This window comes from Prevotella sp. E15-22 (assembly GCF_023204875.1).
GTDB lineage: Bacteria > Bacteroidota > Bacteroidia > Bacteroidales > Bacteroidaceae > Prevotella.
Genome location: NZ_CP096247.1, coordinates 1,444,870 through 1,469,147 on the forward strand (window position 1 = coordinate 1,444,870; position 24,278 = coordinate 1,469,147).

Sequence of the window (24,278 nt, forward strand, 5' to 3'; positions counted from 1 at the left end):
TGAACTATGGCACTATTTAGTAAGCAAAATAAAGAGGCGTTCACCAATCCGTTGAACCTCGACCACCCAATCCTCGTACAGGTGTTGGGTATCTGCTCGGCGCTTGCTGTGACTAGTCAGTTGAAGCCTGCTATTGTGATGGGTTTGGCTGTGACTGTTATTACGGCTTTTGCCAATGTAATTATCTCTATTATCCGCAATACCATTCCTACACGTATCCGTATCGTGGTACAGTTGGTTGTTGTGGCTGCTTTGGTGACTATCGTCAGTCAGATTCTCAAGGCTTATGTCTATGATGTTAGTGTACAGCTCTCTGTCTATGTGGGTCTGATTATCACCAACTGTATCCTGATGGGACGTCTGGAGGCGTTCGCCATGCAGAACAAGCCTTGGCCTTCGTTCCTCGATGGTGTGGGCAATGGTCTAGGCTATGCCATGATTCTGATTATCGTGGGTGCTGTGCGCGAGTTCTTCGGACGTGGCTCTCTGTTGGGCTTCCAGATTATTGATTGTAAGGACTTTAATAATGGCATGATGACGATGCCTGCTATGGCGCTGATCCTCGTGGGTATTGTTATCTGGGTACACCGTGCTTATTTTTATAAGGAGAAGTAAATTATGGAACACGCAATATCATTATTCTTCCGTTCGATTTTTGTCGACAACATGATCTTTGCTTTCTTCCTGGGCATGTGTTCGTTCCTTGCCGTTTCGAAGAATGTGAAGACGTCATTGGGACTGGGAATGGCAGTAACTTTCGTGCTGTTTGTTACCGTACCTGTTGACTATTTGCTCCAGACAAAGGTGCTCTCTGAGGATGGCATCTTCGGTATGGACCTCTCATATTTGTCGTTCATCCTGTTCATTGCCGTTATCGCCGGTATCGTGCAGTTGGTCGAGATGATCGTAGAGAAGTACTCACCTTCGCTCTATGCTGCACTGGGTATCTTCCTCCCTTTGATTGCCGTTAACTGTGCCATCATGGGTGCCTCGCTCTTCATGCAGCAACGCATCCTGCTTGATCCCAGCGAGACAAAGGCTATCACTAGCATCGGTGACGCCGTAGTCTATGCTTTGGGTTCTGGTATTGGCTGGACATTGGCTATCGTGGCAATGGGTGCCATTCGTGAGAAGATGCAGTATAGCGATGTGCCCAAACCCCTGCAGGGTCTCGGCATCACGTTTATTACTGTGGGTCTGATGGCTATGGCCATGATGTGTTTTAGTGGACTTAAAATCTAAGGAGGGCGACAGTTATGTTTATATTAAATAGTATTATCGTTTTCCTGGTGACGATTATCGCTATCGTCATCATTCTGCTTGTAGCGAAGAAATATCTTTCGCCCAGCGGTAATGTTAATATCACCGTGAATGGTGACCGTGTGCTCAATGTTCCTCAAGGTAATAACTTGATGGCTACGCTCAACGAGAACGGCATCTTCTTGCCTTCTGCTTGTGGTGGTAAGGCCTCATGCGGCCAGTGTAAGGTACAGGTTCTTGAGGGTGGCGGCGAGATTCTTGATAGTGAGAAACCCCATTTTACTCGTAAGCAAATTAAGGACCATTGGCGTCTGGGTTGCCAGTGTAAGGTTAAAGGTGATCTTAAAATCCATGTTGACGAGTCTATCTTGGGCGTTAAAGAGTATGAGTGTACCGTTATCTCTAACAAGAACGTGGCTACCTTCATTAAGGAGTTTAAGGTGCAACTGCCTGCTGGTGCCCATATGGATTTTCTGCCAGGTTCTTATGCCCAGATTCGTATTCCTAAGTTTGATTGTATCGACTATGATAAGGATTTCGACAAAAGTTTGATTGGTGACGAGTACCTGCCAGCTTGGGAGAAGTTTGGGCTCTTCCCCTTGAAGTGTAAGAATCCAGAGGATACCATCCGCGCATACTCAATGGCCAACTATCCTGCTGAGGGCGACGTGTTCATGTTGACCGTACGTATCGCTACTCCTCCGTTTAAGGCCGACCGTTCGGGCTTCATGGACGTGAATCCTGGTATCGCTTCGTCTTACATTTTCTCGCTTAAACCAGGCGATAAGGTGATTATGAGCGGACCTTTCGGCGACTTCCACCCACACTTCGATTCGAAGAAGGAGATGATTTGGGTTGGTGGTGGTGCTGGTATGGCTCCTCTGCGTGCTCAAATTATGCACATGACAAAGACACTGCACACCACCGATCGCGAGATGCATTATTTCTATGGTGCTCGTGCACTGAACGAAGTGTTCTATCTTGATGACTTCCTTGGATTGGAGAAGGAATTCCCCAATTTCCATTTCCATTTGGCTTTGGACCGTCCTGATCCCGCAGCCGATGCTGCAGGTGTGAAGTACACTCCAGGCTTCGTTCATCAAGTGATGTTGAATACTTATTTGAAGGATCATGAAGCCCCCGAGGACATTGAGTACTACATGTGTGGTCCTGGTCCCATGTCGAAAGCTGTGGTTTCAATGCTTGATTCTCTTGGTGTGGATCCTGAGTCAATCATGTATGATAACTTTGGAGGATAAAGCCCTTTATTATAGAATTTACGGACTTATTTTCCCAAAATACGTTTTTAAAGTTGCCAATGCGGTAAGTGTTGGCAACTTTTTTTTATGCGTGTTAAATTTTTGTTGGCATAATGCGTTAAAAATACTTTTTATTTGTTACCTTTGCAACATAAAACAGATATTACTATGTTGAAGCTATTTGTACCGGGCAGATTGTGCCTGTTTGGAGAGCATACCGATTGGGCTGGTCATTATAGGACGATGAATGCTGATATTCTTCCTGGCGCTGCCATTGTGACAGGTATTGAGCAAGGTGTCTATGCGGAGGTTGAAAAGTCGACAGTTTTTGAAGTCTATAGTACGGCAAAGCAAATGGAAGGTATGTGGAGTGACTTCTCTTGCCCTATGGATGAACAAGCATTGAAGCGTGTCGCTCGTTCGGGTGATTTTTTCCGATACTGTGCTGGAGTGGCTTCATATATGCTAGAATGGTATAAAGTTGGTGGCGTGCGCATTACTATCACAGATATGACACTTCCGATGAAAAGTGGTCTTTCTTCATCGGCTGCCATTTGTGTACTGGTTGCACGAGCCTTTAATCTGATTTATAAGCTGAACCTTAATACTATGGGCGAGATGAATATCGCCTATGTTGGAGAGCTGAGAACCTCTTCGCGTTGTGGACGTCTCGATCAGGCTTGTGCTTTTGGCGTTAAACCTAACCTAATGACTTTTGATGGCGATGAAATAGAAGTTCAGACCCTAAATGTAAAGAAGCCGCTTTATTGGGTTTTTGCTGACTTATGTGCAGGAAAAAATACAATTAAAATCTTAGCAGACCTAAACAAGGCATACCCTTTTCCTGCCAATGAACAAGAAAGAAAGCTTCATGAGGCGCTTGGCGTGAAGAATACGGAATTTGTCCAACGTGCTATTCAGTATATGGCTAATGGCGAAGTGGAACAGTTAGGCTTGCTGATGACGGAAACCGAAGCCGTTTTTAATGCTCAGGTTGCGCCAATGTGCCCAGAGGAACTAACTGCACCCAAACTGCATGCCATTCTTAACGATAAACACGTTAAAACACTGACTTATGGTGGTAAAGGTGTTGGTTCTCACGGAGATGGCGCCGTTCAGTTTCTAACTAAGGATCCTAATTGCCAACAGCAGTTGGTTGAGTACTTGAACAACCTAGGCATGCGTGCCTATTGTCTTACAATTAAGCCTGTTCATACGGTCCGTAAAGCGATTATTCCTGTGGCTGGTTTGGGTACACGTCTTTATCCAGCTACACGCTGTCTAAAAAAAGATTTTTTCCCTATTCCATGCCCTGATGGGATGGTGCGTCCCGTTATTCTGATTCTGTTAGAGGAACTTATTCAAAGTGGAATCGAAGAAATCTGTTTGGTATTGGGGAGTGAAGAGGAACGTAAGTTATATCGTGAATTCTTTGATCACCCATTGAGCTCCGAGCATTTCAATAAATTGAATGCAGAATCTCAAGAGTATGAAAATAGAATTCTTGATATCGGCAAACATTTGTATTATGTAATCCAAACAGAGAAGCGTGGCTTTGGTCATGCAGTATATCAAGCGGCAAATTTTGCAAAGGGTGAGCCCGTGTTACTTATGTTGGGTGATACTTTGAGTCGTTCCATGACAAATAAACCTTGTGCTTTGCAGTTGATAGAGGCATATGAGCGTTATAATAAGCTTATGTTGGGTGTCTATCCAGTTCCTTTGACAATGGTGAGCCACTTTGGTATCATGAGTGGAGTTTGGGAAGATAAAGATGAACGCGTCTTACATGTAAACACATTTGTTGAGAAACCAAAAGCAAGCTATGCAGAAGAGTTCTTAGGTGTGAAAAACAAAAAGGGCGAAAAAGAGTATTGTTCGGTATTTGGACAATATATCCTAACTCCAGAAGTTTTTATGCAGCTAGGAGCAGATATTGCGGCAGCGGATGCATCGGGTGATTTTTCTAAAGAAATTGAACTCACATCTGCGTTGGAAGCAGTCCGTAGCCGTTCGGGTATGATAGGTTTGCGTTTGAAAGGCTATCGTTATGATATGGGAAACCCGTCAGCATTGGTTGAAACGGTGGTGGAATATTCTAAAAAGTTATAATTCGTGCCCCAAAATTTTGCGTTTCCGTCATTTTGCAGTACCTTTGCACCATTATAAACAAACAGGTTATGGCAAAAAAACGCAGATGGCACTGTCATCCAGGACAGGAACCTACTGAATTTGATAAGAAAATTATGTATTGGGAGAGTAAGGGCAAGTTGGTTCCTACTCCCGATCTTATTAAGACCCCTGAGCAAATAGAGGGCATTCGTCGTGCAGGTGTGATTAATACCGGCGTTTTGGATGCAGTGGCTGCTGAGATTCATGCTGGTATGAACACTCTCGAGATTGATAAAATATGTCGCAGCTATTGCGAAGAGCATGATGCAATTCCTGCCTGCCTTAACTATGAAGGCTTTCCGATGAGTGTATGTACCAGTATCAACGAGGTAGTATGCCATGGTATTCCCAAAGAGGAGGATGTGCTTGAAGAGGGTGACATTATCAATGTCGATTTTACAACCATCAAGGATGGCTATTATGCAGATGCTTCACGTATGTTTATCATTGGAAAGACAACTCCTGAGAAGGAACAACTAGTGCGTGTCGCTAAAGAGTGTTTAGAGATAGGTATGGAAGCTGCCAAGCCTTGGGGCTTTGTGGGTGACATAGGTCATGCTATCAAGAAACATTGTAAGAAATATGGTTATGGTATCGTGAAAGACTTGGCTGGTCATGGTGTTGGCTTGAAGTTCCATGAAGAACCAGAAGTCGATCATGATAGTTATCGTGGCACTGGTATGCTCTTGGTTCCAGGAATGGTGTTTACCATAGAGCCGATGATAAATATGGGTACATGGCGTGTTTTTATTGATGCTGACGATCCATACGGCTGGGAAGTTATCACGGAAGATGAAAAACCTAGTGCCCAATGGGAACATACGTTGCTTATGACAGAGCATGGTGTGGAAGTGTTAACTTATTAAGGTTGTAATAATGATATGACGTAATAACAATAAACGTAATGTTATTATAACGACATAAAATTTAAATGGAAAACGATATTTACATATTGGGTATAGAGTCTAGTTGTGACGATACGTCGGCAGCCGTTTTGAAGAATGGCGTTCTATTGTCTAATGTAACAGCCTCACAAGCCGTTCATGAAGCCTATGGCGGCGTTGTTCCAGAATTGGCCTCACGTGCCCACCAGCAGAATGTGGTACCTGTAGTTGACCAAGCCATTAAACGTGCGGGCATTACCAAGGAAATGCTGAGTGCTGTTGCCTTTACACGTGGTCCAGGCTTGATGGGGTCGTTACTTGTTGGCGTCAGTTTTGCAAAAGGTTTTGCTCGTTCGTTGGGCATTCCAATGATAGATGTCAACCACCTGCAAGGCCATGTGATGGCACATTTTATTGATGGTGGCGAGGGTGACTTTAATCCACCGCCCCTCCCATTCTTATGCTTGTTGGTGAGTGGTGGTAATTCACAGATAGTGTTGGTGCGCGCTTATAACGATATGGAGGTACTTGGACAGACCATTGATGATGCTGCGGGTGAAGCTATCGATAAATGCTCAAAAGTTATGGGCTTAGGCTATCCTGGCGGTCCCATTATCGACCGCTTGGCACGTCAAGGTAATCCAAAGGCATATCAGTTCTCTGAGCCTCAGATTCCTGGGCTTAACTATAGTTTTTCGGGGTTGAAGACTTCGTTCCTTTATAACCTACGTAAGTGGGTGGAGAATGATTCGGAATTCGTAGAGCATCATAAGGAAGATTTGGCTGCATCGTTGGAGTGGACTATTGTCGATATCTTGATGAAGAAGCTGCGCTTGGCAGTGAAGCAGACTGGTATCAAACATGTTGCTGTTGCTGGCGGTGTTAGTGCTAACAATGGTCTTCGTAATGCTTTCAAAGACCATGCCCGTCGCTATGGATGGACAATTTATATTCCTAAGTTCAGTTATACCACAGATAATGCTGCGATGATTGGTATTGTGGGATACAAGAAATATCTGGATGGTGATTTCTGTAAGATTGATGCACCAGCATTTTCAAAAGTAACTTTTAAGTAAAAAGATATGGATTTAGAAGGAAAAATCATTAGCAGAGAGGTGAGTCAGCTGCTATGGGAGTCTGAAAAGACCGTAGGTACAGCCGAGAGTTGTACAGGTGGTCGCATTGGTGAGGCGTTGATTGCAGTTCCCGGTGCTTCAAAATATTTTAAGGGAGGCATTATTTGTTATGTTAACGAGGTGAAAGAGAACCTTTTAGGCGTTTCGCACGAGTTGATTGAAGAGAAAACAGCCGTTTGCGAAGAGGTGGCCATTGAAATGGTTAAGGGAGCATGTAAGGCCCTTAATACAGACTATGCTGTTGCTGCCACGGGTTTTGCAGGACCTGGTGGCGGTACGAAAGAAATTCCAGTGGGTACAATTTGGTTGGCCTGCGGCACCCCAGAAAAACAGATAACATACAAGTTGAGCGAGGATGAAGGGCGCGATATCAATCTTCAGAATGCCACCAATCGAGCTATGAATTTGCTTTGCGAGTTCTTGAAGGCTGAAAGTGCAAACGGTACATCAGATAGTGAGGGTGAGTGTTAAAAATCATTAAGATTATTATAATTCTTAAATATACACTTCCAATTTACAAGAAAATTCAGTACCTTTGCACCCTGTTTGGAGTAAGTTACAATAAGGAACACAATTAAAGTAGATAGAAATGTCGAAAATTTGTCAAATCACAGGAAAGAAGGCACAGATTGGTAACAATGTGTCTCACTCAAAGCACCGTACCAAGCGTAGCTTTGACGTAAACCTGTTCAGCAAGAAATTCTACTATGTAGAGGAAGGTTGCTGGATTCAGTTGAAGATTAGCGCTGCTGGCCTTCGCATGATTAATAAAGTAGGTCTTGACGCTGCACTGAAGCAGGCTGTTGCCAATGGCTTCGTGGATTGGAAGGACATTAAAGTAATAGGAGACTAATAGACCATGGCAAGCAAGAAAGCAAAAGGTAATCGCGTCCAGGTAGTTCTGGAATGCACCGAGATGAAAAATAGTGGTCTTCCCGGCACCAGCCGTTACATTACGACCAAGAATCGTAAGAACACGCCTGAGCGCATGGAGTTGATGAAGTATAACCCCATCCTGAAGAAGATGACTCTTCACAAGGAGATTAAGTAAGATAAGTAAGACAGTATGGCAAAGAAAACCGTTGCAACCCTCCACGAAGGTTCGAAGGATGGTCGCGCTTACTCAAAGGTCATCAAGATGGTTCGTAGTCCAAAGACTGGTGCTTACATCTTTGATGAGCAGATGGTTCCCAATGAGGCCGTTAAAGACTTCTTCAAGAACTAATTTTGTTATAGTATAGATATTAAATAGGGAGTGTGATTATTATAACGCTCCCTGTTTTTTTTGATATATATAAGATAAATAAATATATTGTTATTCCTCAATAAGTATGTCATATATTCCTTCTAAACACCTTGTTTGTTTAGTTGAAATGTGACAATTTAACTTTTGCAGAATCTTGATAGTATATCTAAATCATCTTGCTCTCCAACAACCCACAGTATATCTCCTTCCTGAAATTTTCTGGCTGTTGATATAGATGATAGATTTTCTTTTCCTTCTTCAAGTCCTACTACCATACAATTGTAATGGCGACGTATATTACTTTCTTCAAGGGTTTTTCCAATTAATGGGCTATTGCTACAAATGATTAATTGACGGAGTTTCATTTCACGTTTTTCTAATTCGGTATCCTCTCCCAGTATTTCGGTTTCGATGGCGTTACGAAATGTAGTTAGCTGATCGTCGCTGCCGATAGCTTGAAGTCTGTCATATGGATATATGATAGAATTGCCATCTGGGATGTTTAACCGGAAACCTCCTCGAAGTATGCTACTGATGTGAACCCCATATTTGCGACCAAGATTTAGTTGACGTAATGTGTGTCCCATCCATTTCGAATTGTAAGGAACGTCAAAATCTGCAATATGAATGTCTCGATCTAATAACTTTCCTTCATATAGAGGTTTTTTCTTTCCTTGTACCTGAGCTTCAATATCACGTGAATGAAGGTTGTTGATGAACAGTCGTTCCAGTAGGATACTGCGACGCTTAATGCCTTTTGATGAAACGATTAATATGATGACCAATAGACCAACGGTAATCATTATGGCTGGGGTGAATCTACTAAGGTAGTTGCATATATAGAAAATAAATGTCACAGCGATGCCTACACGCACCAAAATGGTGAATAATAGGGGTAAACGGTTGCGATTGCTCTCTTGCCATAGAGTTTTAAACTCTTCGCTGCGGTTCTTCTTCATGACCATGGCACGGAGGAAGGGCGAAATACATAACACGGTGATGATGCCGGTAATGGCATTGGCATACCAGTGTAGTTCCCAACCAGGCAGTAGTTTGCGTGTGAATGGAAGTAGAAAGGTGAACATGACTGCGATGACGGCCGAAGAGAGAATGCTGTAGACAAGAGTATTAATCGTCATCTGAGTGAGAAGGCGCTTCCACTGACTCTGCTCGGTAGTGTTAGGATGGCTTGTTGATAGGTGGTTCAGTGACTTTATAATACGTGTTGGTAAACGTTTTTCTAATGCATTATAAGCCGGCGTGGCAAGCCGTATCATGTAAGGTGTGAGAAAAGTGGTTATAACGGATACGGCTACCACAACCGGATATAGAAAATTGCCTATGACACCAAGTGAAAGACCTAGTGAGGCGATGATAAACGAGAATTCACCAATCTGTGCCATAGAAAAACCACATCGCATGGCTGACTTTAAAGATTCGCCACCAAGCAGAAAGGAAAACGAACCAAAGATGGCTTGCCCTATAATGATGGTCATTACCAAGGTAAAGATTGGCAGAGCATAGTCAACTATAATCTTTGGGTCAACAAGCATGCCAACTGAGACAAAGAAAACGGCTCCAAATAGGTTTTTTACGGGCTCTACAAGTTTCTCTATTCTTTCGGCCTCAATAGTTTCAGCCAGAATGCTTCCCATGATAAAGGCACCAAAAGCAGATGAGAATCCTACTTCGGTTGAGATGACGGCCATTGCGCAACATAACCCTAAGGAAACGATGAGTAAAACCTCGCTGTTGATGAGTTTACGTACTCTTCGCAAAAACAATGGAATAGCAAATATTCCAACTATAAGCCAAAGAATTAGGAAGAAACCAATTTTTATTACCGCACCTAGCATCTGACCACCATTGGGATTGCTACCACTAGCGATTGCACTTAGCATAACCATCATAACAATTGCTAAGATGTCTTCTAGGATGAGTACACTCATTACCAGGCCTGCAAACTGCTGTTGGCGCAGGCCAAGGTCGTCGAAGGCTTTGTATATGATAGTGGTGGAACTCATGGCTAGCATTCCGCCTAGAAAGATGCAGTTCATTTTGGACCATCCAAAAGAATGACCTACAATGACTCCAAGGATGCTCATGGCAAAGATGATGCATACCACTGAGATGATGGGCGAAGCTCCCATTTTCAAGATTTTCTTAAATGAGAAATCTAGACCCAATGAGAATAATAGGAACATAACGCCAATATCTGCCCACAAATGAATATTCGACATGTCGACAACTGAGGTCGTATAGGGCATGTGGGGCGAAACAAGAAAACCAGCTACGATGTAACCAAGTACCAGAGGTTGCTTTAGCTTCTTAAAAACCAAAGTTACCACACCTGCAACCATGAGCATCAGTGCAAGATCTCGAATCATTGTGGGTAGTTCTGCCATTATGAATTGTACTCGGCTGTGAGTTTACAGATATTTACAATGACTTGCATGGCCTTCTCCATGGATTGGATAGGCACAAACTCATAGGGACCGTGAAAGTTGATGCCACCGGCAAAAATGTTAGGGCAGGGGAGCCCTTTAAATGACAATTGAGCTCCATCGGTTCCACCACGGATGGGACGCACTTTAGGAGTGACACCGCTCTCTTGCATAGCTCTAAGCACTAGGTCGATGACATGCATTTGAGGATCAATCTTCTCCTTCATGTTATAGTACTGGTCATTAATTTCTGCCGATACTGTGGCATCTCCGTACTTCTTGTTCATTTTGTCGACAATACACTGGATGAAGCGTTTGCGGTCCTCAAATTTATTGCGATCGTGGTCACGGATGATGTATGACAACTTTGCTAGCTCTGTTTGTGTCTGCATGCCTGTCAGGTGATAGAAGCCTTGGTAGCCTTCTGTTGTTTCTGGAGTCTCGTCGGCGGGAATCATGCCAACGAATTCGGCAGCCAGCAGACTAGCATTCAGCATCTTGTCTTTGGCATAGCCTGGATGCACACTCACTCCCTTGATGGTAATCTTGGCAGAGGCTGCATTGAAGTTTTCAAACTCCAGTTCGCCTACGTCACCTCCATCCATTGTGTATGCCCATTCACAACCAAACTTCTCTACATCAAAGTGATGAGCCCCCATGCCTATTTCTTCATCGGGATTGAATGCTACTCGAATCTTACCATGCTTTATCTCCTTGTGTTCCTTAAGATACACCATGGCCTGCACAATCTCTGCAATTCCGGCCTTGTCATCGGCACCCAGAAGAGTGTGACCATCAGTTACAATTAGGTCTTCGCCTATATGTTGCAGCAACTCTGGAAACTTACTTGGTGAGAGCATGATACCTTCGGACAGTTCAATGTCTCCACCACTATAGTTGCTCACGATATGTGGCTTGATATTGGCTCCCGAGCAGTCTGGACTCGTGTCATAGTGTGATATGAATCCAATAACTGGCGCCTCTTCCTTGATATTAGAAGGTAGGGTGGCGTAGATGTATCCTTTGTCATTGAGTGACACGTCTTGAAGACCAATCTCTTCCAATTCTTCTTTCAGGTAGCGAGCAAAAATAAGTTGTTTCGAGGTGCTAGGTACAGTCTCACTCTCTTCTGATGACTGGGTGTCAAACTTTGTGTAGTTAAGGAATCGTTCAGTAATATCCATTTTTTGAATGCTATTGGGGGGGGGATTAATAAAATTTCACGAATCATACGAAATCATTCCCGTAAGACTGAAACCGCACAATTCGTGAAACTCGTGATTATCAGAGATAATTAATTACTTCTTGTTCAGAGCAAGGTCAATCTCCACAGCGATAGATACAGTAGCACCTACCATGGGGTTGTTACCAATACCCAGGAAGCCCATCATCTCAACGTGTGCAGGTACTGAAGAAGAACCTGCGAACTGAGCGTCTGAGTGCATACGACCCAGAGTATCAGTCATACCGTAAGAAGCAGGACCTGCAGCCATGTTATCGGGGTGCAGAGTACGACCAGTACCACCACCTGAAGCTACTGAGAAGTAGGGCTTGCCAGCGAGCACGCGCTCCTTCTTATAGGTACCAGCTACGGGGTGCTGGAAACGGGTGGGGTTGGTAGAGTTACCAGTGATTGACACGTCAACGTTCTCCTTCCACAGGATGGCAACACCTTCACGAACGTCGTCAGCACCGTAGCACTTTACCTTAGCGCGGGGACCGTCAGAATAAGGAACTTCCTTAACGACCTTAACCTCACCAGTGTAGTAGTCGAACTGAGTCTGTACGTATGTGAAACCGTTGATACGGCTGATTATCATAGCGGCGTCCTTACCAAGGCCGTTCAAGATAACGCGAAGGGGCTTCTTACGAACCTTATTAGCCTTCTCGGCAATCTTGATAGCACCCTCAGCAGCTGCGAATGACTCGTGACCAGCCAGGAAAGCAAAACACTCGGTTTCTTCGCGGAGCAGACGAGCTGCCAGGTTACCGTGACCCAGACCTACCTTACGGTCGTCAGCCACTGAACCGGGGATACAGAAGCTCTGCAGACCGATACCGATAGCCTCGGCAGCCTCAGCAGCGCTCTTAACGCCCTTCTTAATAGCGATGGCCGCACCGCATACGTATGCCCATTTAGCATTCTCAAAGCAAATACGTTGGGTCTCTTCACACATCTGATAGGGATCAACGCCTGCCTTCTCACAAATCTCGTTAGCCTCTTCAATGCTATTGATGCCGTTCTCCTTCAGAGCAGCCAGCACCTGGTTGATGCGACGCTCGTAGCTCTCGAATGATACTTTTCTAATCATAATTTTTGTCCTCCTTACTCTTTACGTGGGTCAATAGCCTTAACAATTCCCTGCTCAGCAGTGGTACGACCGTAAGAGCCAGTGAACTTTTTCACAGCCTCGTTGGCGTCCATGCCGTCTTTGATGGCTTCCATCATCTTACCCAGGTGCACGTATTCGTAACCGCAAACCTGATTGTCCTTATCCAAGAACTGTTTGGTGATGTAACCCTCGGTGAGCTCCAGGTAGCGGGTACCTTTGGCAACGGTGCCATAGAGTGTTCCAGTCTGTGAGCGCAGACCCTTACCGAGGTCTTCCAAACCAGCACCGATTACGAGACCGCCCTCAGAGAAAGCACTCTGTGTACGTCCGTAAACGATCTGCAGGAACAACTCGCGCATAGCGGTGTTGATAGCATCGCAAACGAGGTCGGTGTTCAGAGCCTCGAGGATGGTCTTACCAGGCAGAATTTCAGAAGCCATAGCTGCTGAGTGAGTCATACCTGTGCAGCCAATGGTCTCAACGAGTGCCTCCTGGATAACGCCGTCCTTTACGTTCAGGCTTAGCTTACAAGCACCCTGCTGAGGAGCGCACCAGCCAATACCATGGGTATAGCCCGAAATGTCCTTGATCTCTTTGGCCTGAATCCACTTGCCCTCTTCGGGAATGGGAGCAGGACCGTGGTTGGGGCCTTTGGCCACAACACACATGTTTTCAACTTCCTTAGAATAAATCATTGTTACCTATTTTAAAATAGTGAAATTAATTTCGTGGTTGCAAAGTTACAAATTTTCAATGAGAATACCTAAAAATGAGTAAAAAAAATGGGTAAGCAAAAAAGAAAAGGGGCGGAATTATGTCCGTCCCTTTGTTATTATGTGTAATTTTGTAATGTCTACTTGATAAGTTCTACGCTACGTCGCAGGAACTTATCGAGCGCTTCGCCCTTTAGCATACCGTTCTGAAGCAAGGCCAGGTCAATGAGCTGATGAATGACGTCGTTCTTCTCAGCAAAGCTGCGTAGCACGCCTTCCTTCTTCTCTTTCTGCTCGTCGATAGTCTTTTGGGTGTTGGCTTTGTCATCCTTAATCTCCTGTGTGATTTCCTCTGGCTTCTTACCCTCTGTCTGCTGATTCAGCGCAGCCAGACGAGCTTCCTGTCCTTTGATTTCACCCTCGATGGGTTTGAGCTCGTCACTCAGTTGAGCCTGGGCGTCGCCAAGTACACGCTTAATCAGGGGGTGGTCACTATTCAGCACGATATTGAATGTGTCGGGCATCTGTCCGTAGAAGCCCATGCCACTCTGATAACGGCTCATCTCCTTCATACGACGCATCCACTCGTTTTGTGTGATGACAACAGGACGCTGCTCGCTACCCAGGGCGTTGACCTCAACGATAAACTCAGCCTTGTCGAGTTTGGGCATCTGTGTCTGGAATATGGCTGACAGATTGTCACGCTCTGTGTCACTCAGGTCAGTCTTGGGCTTGTCTTCTTTCTGGATGAGGTGATCTACAGTGTCAGAGTCAACACGGGTAAAACGACTCTTCTCGAACTTCTGCTCCAAGGTCTGGATACAGGGGACGTCAAGCTGTCCGTCGAAAAGCAATACTGAGTAACCCTTGTTCTGGGCAGCCTTGATATAAGAATACTGGTCGTCCTTGTTTGTGGCATAGAGATAAACGAGGTTGCCGTCTTTATCCTTCTGGGCAGTTTCGATGAGTGTCTTATACTCGTCAAAAGTGAAGTATTTCCCCTCTGTATCCTTGAAGAGCGAGAAGTCCTTGGCACGGTCATAGAAATTCTCCTCGGTTAGGATACCGTAGTTGATGAAGAGTTTTAGGTCGTCCCATTTCTCCTCGTAGGCCTTGCGGTCTTCATTGAAAATAGCCTTCAGGCGGTCAGATACCTTCTTGGTAATATAGGTAGAGATTTTCTTGACCTCACGGTCGCTCTGGAGATAAGAACGAGACACGTTCAGAGGAATGTCGGGTGAGTCGATAACACCATGAAGCAGGGTCAGGAACTCAGGTACGATACCCTCCACCTGATCGGTTACAAACACCTGGTTGCAGTAGAGTTGAATTTTGTTCTTCTGCAGTTCCAGCGAGTTCTTGATGCGTGGGAAGTAAAGAATACCTGTGAGGTTGAAGGGGTAGTCCACGTTCAGGTGAATCCAGAACAGAGGTTCATCGTGCATGGGGTAGAGTGTACGGTAGAACGACTTATAGTCCTCGTCCTTCAGCGTAGAGGGAGTCTTCGTCCACAGCGGCTCTACATTATTAATAATGTTATCCTCGGCAGTTTCTACCTGTTTGCCGTCTTTCCACTCGGTCTTCTTACCAAAGGCAACAGGAACGGGAAGGAACTTACAATATTTATTTAATAATCCCTCAAGTTTGAATTTATCGAGGAATTCCTTAGAATCATCGTCGATATAGAGAATGATGTCTGAACCGTGAGCTTCGCGCTTAGCATCATCAATCTCGTAGGCAGGTGAACCGTCACAACTCCATTTTACGGCCTTAGATCCCTCTTTCCATGAACGAGTAATAATCTCTACCTTCTTAGAAACCATGAATGAAGAGTAGAAACCAAGGCCGAAGTGACCGATGATATTGTTGGCATTGTCCTTGTATTTCTCAAGGAAATCGGTTACGCCTGAGAAGGCTATCTGATTGATATACTTGTCAATCTCCTCCTCTGTCATACCGATACCATGGTCGCTAATGGTAATGGTGCCTTTGTCTATGTCGAGGTTCACATGTACAGTGATATCTCCAATCTCACCTTTAAATTCTCCCTTCTCTTGAAGGGTCTTTAATTTTTGAGTGGCGTCAACGGCGTTTGAAACTATCTCACGCAGGAAAATCTCTTGATCGCTATAGAGAAACTTTTTGATGACGGGGAAAATGTTCTCTGTTGTAACCCCAATATTACCTTTTTGCATAGAATTATGAAAAATTATGTTCTAGGAAATCCTTTGCAAAATTCGTGCCAAAAATTAATGGTTGTTTATTGTGTGACCAAAAAAGTATTGTCCCCGTTTACGCGTGATTTTTCCATAATTGATAGCATGTTTTGGGCAGTGATGATAACAACTTAGGCAATTTGTGCAAATGTTATTATGGTGCCAATGGGGTAGGCCGTTTTTGATAAAGATGTTTCCTATGGGGCATGTTTTCTCGCATTTCCTGCAATGAATACAAATATTTTCTTCTACAAAGAATTTTTTATCACTTATCATGAAAGCATTAAAATAGGCTCCAATCACATGACTTAGTATCCAAGGGAATTTGCCAGTGTTTATTCTGACAATACCAGACTCTCGACTAATAATTTCATTTGCTATACGCGTTAATTCAATTGTTGCTTTATGAATTTTATTAAGCTCGTTTTCTGGTGCGTCAGTGTACATGAATGGCAAACAAACGTATGATTCAGGCATGATAAGTGAATACGCACTTGAAATTTGAAGACGCTTCTTGTCAAGTTCTTTCTTAAATAATTCCAAGGCTTGTCCAATGTTGTCTCCGCATGTCAAAATTGTATAAATATAGATGGGTGATTTAAATGAAAACGTAACTTTGTTTATAAAATCCTTAACAATCCGGGGTGGCTGCCATCCATGTACGGGAAAACAAAAGCCGAGTCTTTCTCCTTCTTGTAAAAAGTATGAACACTCACCTTTAAGTTCGTCTGGAATACAGAGGAGTTTTTCTCCAGTTTTTTTTGCTAGTTCTTCGGCAACCCATCTCGTGTTGCCAGTTCCTGAAAAATAAAAAATCATAATATAAAAAAATAGGGCTCGCAATGCGCTAGCCCTTATTGTTATTGTATCTCCCAACCAACAGCAGAGGCACCGAGCACTGCAGCAGAAGCGCCATCGAGTCCGCTAATTAAGAATTTTGCTTTACCTTTGAAAATTTCCATTACGTGAGATTCGTATGATTCGCGAATGGGGTTCATAATTAGTTCACCAGCTTTAACCATTCCGCCAAAGAAAATAAATGCTTCTGGAGATGAGAATGCTGCAAAGTCTGCACAAGCTTCTCCTAGCATTTTTCCTGTAAATTCATATATTTCTTTTGCCAATATGTCACCCTTGCCAGCGGCTATACTAACATCAAGAGATGTGATATCTTCAATGTTCATGTCGCGAAGTATTGAAGGACGGTCTGTTGTTGTTAATAATTCACGGGCAGTACGTGCAACACCTGTGGCAGAGCAATATGCCTCGAGACATCCTGTACGTCCACATCCGCATAGACGTCCTGATTCACCGCGAACCATCGTTACATGTCCCAATTCCCCTGCGAATCCATCGTGTCCATATAGAAGCTGACCATTTACAACGATGCCAGAGCCAACACCAGTTCCTAATGTTATTACAATGAAGTTTTTCATTCCACGAGCAACACCATAAACCATTTCGCCGATTGCTGCGGCGTTAGCATCATTTGTCATTCCAACAGGAATATTGTTTAATCTTTCGCTAAACATCTTGGCAAGAGGGACTACACCATTGTGTGCCCATGGTAGATTAGGAGCATATTCAATTGTTCCTTTATAATAGTTTGCATTAGGTGCGCCTATTCCCATTGCTTTTATTTTTTCAATACCACCAACTTGTTCAATGATGGGTTGTAAGGCAGTAATACAAGCGTTTACGTAGTCTTCTGCATTGTTGTAGCCTCCTGTTTTTATCGCTGTGGTTGCTTTAATGTCGCCTCTTGAGTCTACTATTCCAAAAACAGAATTAGTACCTCCTAAATCTAAGCCAATTACAAATGGCTTCAAAAGTGCTTGTTCGTTCATGTCGAAGAATTTTTGTGTAGAATTACAATTATTGTTTGCTGCAAAGTTACGATATTCTTTGCAAAACTCATGGCCTTTAACTCCTTTTAACTCCAATAAAGTCTATAAAGTGGCTAAAAAAGTGTACCTTTGCAGTCGTTATGCTCAATACCATACCCAATATATTAGATATAGCATTTAAAGGATTGCTCATTGGCATTATCGCTTCCGCACCAATGGGACCAGTTGGAGTACTTTGTGTACAGCGCACATTGAACAAAGGGCGTTGGTATGGATTTGTTACAGGATGTGGCGCTGCGATGAGTGATATTATCTATGCTGGTGTTACCGGGTTGGGAATGGGTTTGGTGGTTGATTTTGTAAGCAATGATACAAATCGGTTCTATCTGCAAATTGTGGGTAGTTTGATGCTGCTTTTGTTTGGGCTCTATACCTATCGGACAGATCCGACGAAAAATATGCGAAAACCGGGGCAGAATAAGGGTACGTTAACGCATAATGGTATAACTGCGTTCTTGGTGACACTTAGTAATCCGCTAATTATTTTCCTTTTTATGGCACTTTATGCTCAATTTGCTTTTGGTCTGCAACCAGAAAGACCTATTGAGATGGTTGCGGGATTTTTGAGCATTGTAGCTGGCGCATTGGTATGGTGGTGGGGGCTGACATGGTTGGTTGACAAGATCCGTACAAAGTTTGATACCAACGGAATTCGCATAATAAATCAGATTATTGGCATGCTGGTCATTTTGGGCAGTGTAGTTATTCTTCTGTCTACACTGACGAGTTTGCATTTGTATAATATCTTCTAGTAACTTTTAGTTATGTTTATTGCACAGGAATTACGTAAGAAAAATATTGCGGAATACCTGCTCTATATGTGGCAGGTCGAGGATACTATCCGCGCTTTTGGATGCTCGTTGTCACGTATCCGTCGAGAGTATATTGATCGTTTTGATTATGATAATGAGCAGAAGGATGAGGAGGCTGATTGGTTTGGAAACCTTATAAAGATGATGAATGAGGAGGGCTGTCGTGAGCATGGACATCTTCAGATTAATAAGGTAACACTACAATTGCTCACTGAGTTGCATCAACAGCTTCTGAGTTCTTCTAAATTTCCTTTCTATAATTCTGCATATTATAAGGTTCTACCTTTTATCGTCGAATTGCGTAATCGTGGTGACAATAAAGAAGTAGGGGAGATTGAAACTTGTTTGAATTTGCTTTATGGTGTGATGATGTTACGACTTCAGAAAAAAGAGATTACACCTAATACGGAACATGCAGTGAAGGAGGTTTCCTCTTTTATTGGCATGCTAACTGACTATTATGCGAAAGATAAAGAAGAACCGTTAGATTTTTAATAGATATGAATATACTTGTTACAGGTTGCAATGGACAGTTGGGCAATGAGATGCAATTGCTTGAAGAGCAGTTCCCTGAGAATATTTATTATAATACCGATGTTGCAGAATTAGATATTACTAATCGCCAAGCAATTGAACAATTCGTTTGCGATAACAAAATTGATGGTATCGTAAACTGTGCTGCCTACACAGCAGTGGATAAAGCAGAAGATAATCAAACACTTTGCACTGTTCTTAATGCTGATGCTCCTGGTTATTTGGCTGCAGCCGTAGAGAGACGAGGTGGTTGGATGATTCAAATATCAACGGACTATGTGTTCGATGGAAAAAATCATAAACCATATGTCGAAACTGATCCAGTTTGTCCAAATAGCATGTATGGACGCACAAAGCTGGCTGGCGAAAAGGCTGTGCAGCAGAATTGTAAAAGGTCGATGATTATTCGTACAGCTTGGCTATATAGTACATTTGGAAATAACTTTGTCAAGACGATGATGCGTCTTGGAAAAGAAAAGCCGGAATTGGGAGTTATCTTCGATCAGATAGGAACACCTACTAATGCACGTGATTTAGCTGTAGCTATTTTTTTAATTATCAGAAAAGGTATAGTTCCAGGTGTATATCATTTTAGTAATGAGGGCGTTATATCGTGGTATGATTTTGCAAAAGCAATTCATCGCATGTCTAACATTGTTGGTTGTAAAATTCATCCATTACATACTGAGGAATATCCAACGCCAGCCGCTCGTCCACACTACAGTGTGCTTGACAAAACAAAAATAAAGAGAACCTATGATATAGAGATTCCTTATTGGGAAGATAGTCTTGAGGTTTGTATAAACAAACTTCTCATGAATAATTAAAATTGAATTATGAATCAAGAAATAGAACGTAGAAGAACATTTGCGATTATTTCGCATCCAGACGCTGGTAAGACTACTTTGACAGAGAAATTTCTGCTGTTTGGCGGACAGATTCAGGTGGCTGGCGCTGTGAAAAGCAATAAGATTAAGAAAACGGCCACGAGTGACTGGATGGAGATAGAGAAGCAGCGTGGTATCTCTGTGTCCACTTCTGTTATGGAGTTTGATTATACTCCCGACGGTAAAGATATTGAGTATAAAGTTAATATCCTGGATACACCAGGCCACCAAGATTTCGCAGAGGATACATTCCGTACACTGACAGCTGTGGATTCTGCTATTATTGTGGTGGATGGCGCTAAGGGTGTAGAGACGCAGACACGAAAACTGATGACGGTCTGCCGTATGCGTAAAACACCAGTTATTATCTTTGTTAACAAGATGGATCGTGAGGGTCGAGATCCTTTTGACTTGTTGGATGAATTGGAACAAGAATTGGAAATTAAAGTACGTCCGTTGAGTTGGCCAATTAATCAGGGTGCTAAGTTTAAGGGTGTCTATAATATTTATGAAAATAAACTTGATCTTTTTACACCTGACAAACAGCGTGTAACAGAAAAAGTAGAGGTTGACATTGATAGTGTGGAACTGGATGCTCGTATTGGAGAAGCAGATGCTGCAAAACTACGTGAGGATCTAGAGTTAGTAGAAGGTGTTTATCCAAAGTTTGACGTTGAGACATATCGCTCAGCAGAGGTTGCCCCAGTATTTTTTGGTTCTGCATTGAATAACTTTGGCGTGCAAGAATTGTTGAACTGTTTTGTGGAAATTGCACCGAGTCCTCGTCCGACAAAAGCGGAGGAACGTGATGTGCAGCCTGAAGAGCAGAAATTTTCAGGATTCATCTTTAAGATTACAGCAAATATAGACCCTAATCATCGTTCATGTATCGCATTCTGCAAGGTGTGCAGTGGCAAGTTTCAAAGAAATGTGCCTTATTTGCATGTACGTCAGGGCAAGACTATGCGTTTCACTTCGCCTACGCAATTCATGGCCCAACGTAAGAGTACTATCGATGAGGCATGGCCTGGTGATATCGTTGGTTTGCCTGATACGGGAGGAATCTTTAAAATTGGCGATACTATAACCGAGGGTGAACAACTGCATTTTCGCGGATTACCTTCATTCTCACCCGAATTATTCAAGTATATTGAGAACGATGATCCCATGAAATCGAAGCAACTTCAGAAGGGCATAGATCAACTAATGGACGAGGGCGTGGCTCAATTGTTTGTTAACCAGTTCAATGGTCGCAAAATTATTGGTACTGTAGGTCAGCTACAGTTCGAGGTTATTCAATATCGTTTAGAAAACGAATACAATGCTAAATGTCGTTGGGAACCAGTGCACCTATATAAGGCATGTTGGATTTCGAGTGACGATGAAAAAGAACTTGAGAACTTCAAGAAACGTAAATACCAATATATGGCTAAGGATAAGGAAGGCAGGGATGTCTTCCTGGCCGACTCGGGTTATGTTTTGTCAATGGCTCAGCAGGATTTTGAGCATATTCAGTTTCATTTTACGAGCGAATTTTAAGAAGATAGTGAAGTCTAATTTATGAAAAATTTTTTTATAATTGCTATGATGTTATCGATGGCTTTATCAGCCGTCGCGATTCCCGCGAAACGCGGACAATGGAAAAAAATAACATTGGCCGATGGCTCGATTGTGAGAGCCACACTCGTTGGAGATGAGTTCGGTCATTTTTGGAAAACAGCTGATGGTATAGCCTACATGAAAGATGGTGAATGCTATAAGAAGATTGACGGACAAAAAATAGTCAACAGAGCGAAGGTTATGCGTCATCAAGCCAATGCTAAACGTGTCCAAAGACTTCCAGAGGCAGGTGTAGGCAGTTATTTCGGCCAGAAGAAAGGACTGATTATTTTGGTAAACTTCAAAGATGTCAAGTTTAATGCTTTACACAATAATGAGTTGTTTCAGAAAATTGCTAATGAAGAAGGCTATTCTGAGGGAAAGTTCAAGGGTTCTATGGCCGACTATTTTAAGGCACAAAGCCGTGGCCAATTTATGCTTGACTTCGATATCGTGGGACCTGTAACAGTGAGCAAAAATGCCCAGTATTATGGTCAAAACGATGCTGACGGTAATGATATGCATGCCGGAGAAATGGTCTGTGAGACTGTGACGAAGGCAAAAAGTGAAGTGAGTGATTGGCAGCAGTACGACTGGAACAATGACGGCTATGTTGATCAGGTGTATATTGTCTATGCTGGTCAGGGTGAGGCTGACGGTGGTGAGGACGAAACTATATGGCCACACGCCTACGATTTGAGTTCTGCTAATTACTATGGTGACGGTACAGGACCTGTGAATGTTTCTACTAGTTTGAAGGTTAATACCTATGCCTGCGGATCAGAGTTGAATGGAAACAAAGCTATTGAGGGTATCGGTACTATCTGTCATGAATTCTCACATTGTTTGGGTTATCCTGATTTTTATGATGTGGACTACAGTGGCGGTCAGGGTATGGACTTCTGGGATTTGATGGATCAAGGCAGCTACAATGGTGATGGCTATCAGCCAGCTGGCTATACGGCTTATGAGAGATGGACAGCTGGATGGCTTACACCAATAGAGTTGGACAATGAGGATATGACTGTAACGAATATGAAGTCGTTGCAGAATGGTGGTGAGTGCTATATTATCTATAATAAGGGAAACGTTAACGAGTTCCTGATGCTCGAGAACCGTCAACTCGAAGGATGGGATGCCTCTCTTAACTATGGCGGACTGCTCATCACACATTGTGATTATGATCAGGAGGTATGGGCGCAGAACGGCCCCAATGACGATCCTAACCATCAGCGTATGGTGGTAGTGCCTGCCGATGGTCGCTGTCAGAAGTCTACATATTTTGGGCAGACCTATTTCACAGGCGAAGGTGATGCATTCCCTCAGCGTAACGTTACATCGTTCAACAAGGATTTCAAGACATACGACAACATTGCTGCCAAGGCTGCAAAGTTTTTTAAAAAGAATATCAATGGTACCAATTGGATTGATGCTTCTATAGAGGGAATCACTCAAAATGTTGATGGTACAATAGGATTCAGCTATGTGGCCGGCACAAACCAGGGTAATCAAAATGATGATAATCCCTTGAAACCAGAAGGTGCAATTTTCTATGAGTCATTCAATCAGTGTACAGGTACTGGTGGTAACGACGGCTTTTGGAATAGTAGTATTGCTAATGGCGAATTTGTTACTGACAATGATGGATGGGTCATCAATATTAATGGCGGAAGAGGATATGGTGCTAATCAGTGTGCTAAATTTGGTACAACCAAGGCTAAGGGTGATGTAACCACTCCTGCTTTCAAACTGACGGGTGAAGCTAAATTAACTTTCCGCGCTGGTGCCTGGAATGCAAATTCTGAAGGTGATATACTTACCGTTAGTGCTTCAGGTGCAGAGGTAAGTAAGAGCACCGTAACAATGAATAGAGGTGCGTTCCAGAACTATGAGCTGAAATTGAACGGTAAAGGCCTTGTAACGGTGACTTTCCAAAGCCTGTCAGGCTCGAAGTCACGTTTCTTCTTAGATGAAGTGTTGGTAATGCCTTTAGAAACATCTGCGATTGAGACCATGAGTACAAGTTCTATAGGTCGCATATATACACTCGATGGACGTTTTATGGGTACCAACAAGGAGACCTTGGAGCATGGTATCTACATTATTGACGGAAAGAAAATTATAAAGTAATTATATCAGTCTATGCGGTTCTTCATTACATTAAGTTACGATGGCACTCGATTCCATGGCTGGCAGATTCAACCTAATGGAATCTCGGTACAGGGAGAGTTACAGCGCGGTTTATCGTTGCTGTTGCGACAGGAAATTATTGTGACAGGTGCAGGAAGAACCGATGCTGGAGTGCATGCCAGCATGATGGTGGCTCATTTTGATTACGTAGGTGAATTGGACTGCAGGCAATTGGCTTATAAACTTAATAAGCTACTGCCGCAGGACATTGCCGTTCAAAAGGTGGAGCAAGTGAGTGACGACCTACATGCTCGCTTCTCGGCTACATCACGAACATACTATTATCATATTCATACGGAGAAATCGCCTTTTGAACGTCATTATTCCTGCGAACTGCATTATCCACTAGACTTTGATAAAATGAACGAGGCGGCTCGCATTCTAATGGAATATGAGGATTTCGGTGCATTCTGTAAGAGTCATGCAGATGTAAAGACCACCCTTTGTCATGTGACCAAAGCAGAATGGCATCAGACATCGTCATTCACCTGGTATTTTGAGATAACAGCCAACCGCTTCCTTAGAAATATGGTTAGAGCTGTGGTGGGCACACTGATTGAGGTTGGTCGTGGCAGAATGACACTCGATGATTTCAGAACGGTGATAGAAGGTAAGCGACGCACCGAAGCAGGTGAGTCAATGCCCGGCAATGCATTGTTTCTCGTTAATATTACCTATTAATTAAA

At 43.2% G+C, this 24,278-nt stretch carries 23 protein-coding genes; 16 read left to right on the top strand and 7 right to left on the bottom strand.

What is annotated here, in order from left to right; translation table 11 throughout:
- Window positions 1-6: 6 nt before the first annotated feature.
- The 10 genes from M1D30_RS05780 (at window position 7) to M1D30_RS05825 (ending at window position 7,936) form a co-directional block, all read left to right on the top strand.
- A complete protein-coding gene (locus M1D30_RS05780; protein WP_248507258.1) occupies window positions 7-615 on the top strand; it encodes an NADH:ubiquinone reductase (Na(+)-transporting) subunit D in 609 nt (202 codons plus the stop codon).
- A 3-nt stretch (window positions 616-618) separates the two neighbouring features.
- Window positions 619-1,242: an NADH:ubiquinone reductase (Na(+)-transporting) subunit E gene (nqrE, locus tag M1D30_RS05785; protein ID WP_248507260.1), complete on the top strand. Its 624-nt coding sequence runs from the start codon at window positions 619-621 to the stop codon at window positions 1,240-1,242.
- A gap of 14 nt (window positions 1,243-1,256) precedes the next feature.
- Window positions 1,257-2,519 carry an NADH:ubiquinone reductase (Na(+)-transporting) subunit F gene (gene nqrF, locus M1D30_RS05790; protein WP_248507262.1) on the top strand — a complete coding sequence of 421 codons (1,263 nt, stop codon included), beginning with the start codon at window positions 1,257-1,259 and terminating at the stop codon, window positions 2,517-2,519.
- 168 nt (window positions 2,520-2,687) lie between these two features.
- Entirely contained in the window at window positions 2,688-4,631 is a 1,944-nt protein-coding gene (locus M1D30_RS05795) for a sugar phosphate nucleotidyltransferase (protein WP_248507264.1), read from the top strand.
- Window positions 4,632-4,699: 68 nt separating this feature from the next.
- On the top strand, window positions 4,700-5,557 hold the full coding sequence (gene map, locus M1D30_RS05800; protein ID WP_248507266.1) for a type I methionyl aminopeptidase: 858 nt from the start codon (window positions 4,700-4,702) through the stop codon (window positions 5,555-5,557).
- 65 nt (window positions 5,558-5,622) lie between these two features.
- The gene (gene tsaD, locus M1D30_RS05805) at window positions 5,623-6,651 is read left to right on the top strand and encodes a tRNA (adenosine(37)-N6)-threonylcarbamoyltransferase complex transferase subunit TsaD (protein ID WP_248507268.1); all 1,029 of its coding nucleotides are present in this window, start codon (window positions 5,623-5,625) and stop codon (window positions 6,649-6,651) included.
- 6 nt (window positions 6,652-6,657) lie between these two features.
- Window positions 6,658-7,182, top strand: a complete 525-nt coding sequence (locus M1D30_RS05810) for a CinA family protein (RefSeq protein ID WP_248507270.1) — start codon at window positions 6,658-6,660, stop codon at window positions 7,180-7,182.
- 118 nt (window positions 7,183-7,300) lie between these two features.
- Window positions 7,301-7,564, top strand: a complete 264-nt coding sequence (rpmB, locus tag M1D30_RS05815; protein WP_248507272.1) for a 50S ribosomal protein L28 — start codon at window positions 7,301-7,303, stop codon at window positions 7,562-7,564.
- Window positions 7,565-7,570: 6 nt separating this feature from the next.
- On the top strand, window positions 7,571-7,762 hold the full coding sequence (gene rpmG, locus M1D30_RS05820; protein WP_248507273.1) for a 50S ribosomal protein L33: 192 nt from the start codon (window positions 7,571-7,573) through the stop codon (window positions 7,760-7,762).
- Window positions 7,763-7,777: 15 nt separating this feature from the next.
- A complete protein-coding gene (locus M1D30_RS05825) occupies window positions 7,778-7,936 on the top strand; it encodes a DUF4295 domain-containing protein (protein ID WP_081778508.1) in 159 nt (52 codons plus the stop codon).
- Window positions 7,937-8,094: 158 nt separating this feature from the next.
- On the opposite strand, the gene M1D30_RS05830 is transcribed toward M1D30_RS05825, so the two are convergent.
- From M1D30_RS05830 to M1D30_RS05860, 7 genes are all read right to left on the bottom strand, one after another.
- The gene (locus M1D30_RS05830; protein WP_248507281.1) at window positions 8,095-10,362 is read right to left on the bottom strand and encodes a cation:proton antiporter; all 2,268 of its coding nucleotides are present in this window, start codon (window positions 10,360-10,362) and stop codon (window positions 8,095-8,097) included.
- Window positions 10,362-11,585 (bottom strand): peptidase T, encoded by a 1,224-nt coding sequence (gene pepT / locus M1D30_RS05835; protein ID WP_248507283.1) that lies wholly within the window; start codon window positions 11,583-11,585, stop codon window positions 10,362-10,364. The genes M1D30_RS05830 and pepT overlap by 1 nt, the downstream gene beginning before the upstream one ends.
- 114 nt (window positions 11,586-11,699) lie before the next feature.
- Window positions 11,700-12,713 (bottom strand): GGGtGRT protein, encoded by a 1,014-nt coding sequence (locus tag M1D30_RS05840; RefSeq protein ID WP_237827651.1) that lies wholly within the window; start codon window positions 12,711-12,713, stop codon window positions 11,700-11,702.
- 14 nt (window positions 12,714-12,727) lie between these two features.
- Window positions 12,728-13,429, bottom strand: coding sequence for an iron-sulfur cluster assembly scaffold protein (locus M1D30_RS05845; protein ID WP_027450376.1), 702 nt, complete (start codon window positions 13,427-13,429; stop codon window positions 12,728-12,730).
- A gap of 158 nt (window positions 13,430-13,587) precedes the next feature.
- Entirely contained in the window at window positions 13,588-15,642 is a 2,055-nt protein-coding gene (gene htpG / locus M1D30_RS05850) for a molecular chaperone HtpG (RefSeq protein ID WP_248507285.1), read from the bottom strand.
- Window positions 15,643-15,696: 54 nt separating this feature from the next.
- Window positions 15,697-16,482 (bottom strand): EFR1 family ferrodoxin, encoded by a 786-nt coding sequence (locus tag M1D30_RS05855; protein ID WP_248507292.1) that lies wholly within the window; start codon window positions 16,480-16,482, stop codon window positions 15,697-15,699.
- 41 nt (window positions 16,483-16,523) lie between these two features.
- Window positions 16,524-17,510, bottom strand: coding sequence for an ROK family protein (locus tag M1D30_RS05860; RefSeq protein ID WP_248507294.1), 987 nt, complete (start codon window positions 17,508-17,510; stop codon window positions 16,524-16,526).
- A gap of 140 nt (window positions 17,511-17,650) precedes the next feature.
- Here M1D30_RS05860 and M1D30_RS05865 point away from each other — a divergent pair, with 140 nt between their 5' ends.
- Genes M1D30_RS05865 through truA form a run of 6 tightly spaced genes read left to right on the top strand, consistent with a single transcriptional unit; the run spans window position 17,651 to window position 24,273 of the window.
- Window positions 17,651-18,322, top strand: a complete 672-nt coding sequence (locus tag M1D30_RS05865) for a LysE family translocator (protein ID WP_248507296.1) — start codon at window positions 17,651-17,653, stop codon at window positions 18,320-18,322.
- A 12-nt stretch (window positions 18,323-18,334) separates the two neighbouring features.
- Entirely contained in the window at window positions 18,335-18,877 is a 543-nt protein-coding gene (locus tag M1D30_RS05870; RefSeq protein ID WP_248507298.1) for a DUF4924 family protein, read from the top strand.
- A gap of 5 nt (window positions 18,878-18,882) precedes the next feature.
- Window positions 18,883-19,743, top strand: coding sequence for a dTDP-4-dehydrorhamnose reductase (gene rfbD, locus M1D30_RS05875; protein ID WP_248507300.1), 861 nt, complete (start codon window positions 18,883-18,885; stop codon window positions 19,741-19,743).
- A gap of 9 nt (window positions 19,744-19,752) precedes the next feature.
- Complete coding sequence (locus tag M1D30_RS05880; protein ID WP_248507302.1) at window positions 19,753-21,342, top strand: peptide chain release factor 3; 1,590 nt, start codon at window positions 19,753-19,755, stop codon at window positions 21,340-21,342.
- 45 nt (window positions 21,343-21,387) lie between these two features.
- On the top strand, window positions 21,388-23,532 hold the full coding sequence (locus M1D30_RS05885; protein ID WP_248507303.1) for a M6 family metalloprotease domain-containing protein: 2,145 nt from the start codon (window positions 21,388-21,390) through the stop codon (window positions 23,530-23,532).
- Window positions 23,533-23,544: 12 nt separating this feature from the next.
- The gene (truA, locus tag M1D30_RS05890) at window positions 23,545-24,273 is read left to right on the top strand and encodes a tRNA pseudouridine(38-40) synthase TruA (protein ID WP_248507305.1); all 729 of its coding nucleotides are present in this window, start codon (window positions 23,545-23,547) and stop codon (window positions 24,271-24,273) included.
- The last annotated feature ends 5 nt before the right edge of the window (window positions 24,274-24,278 follow it).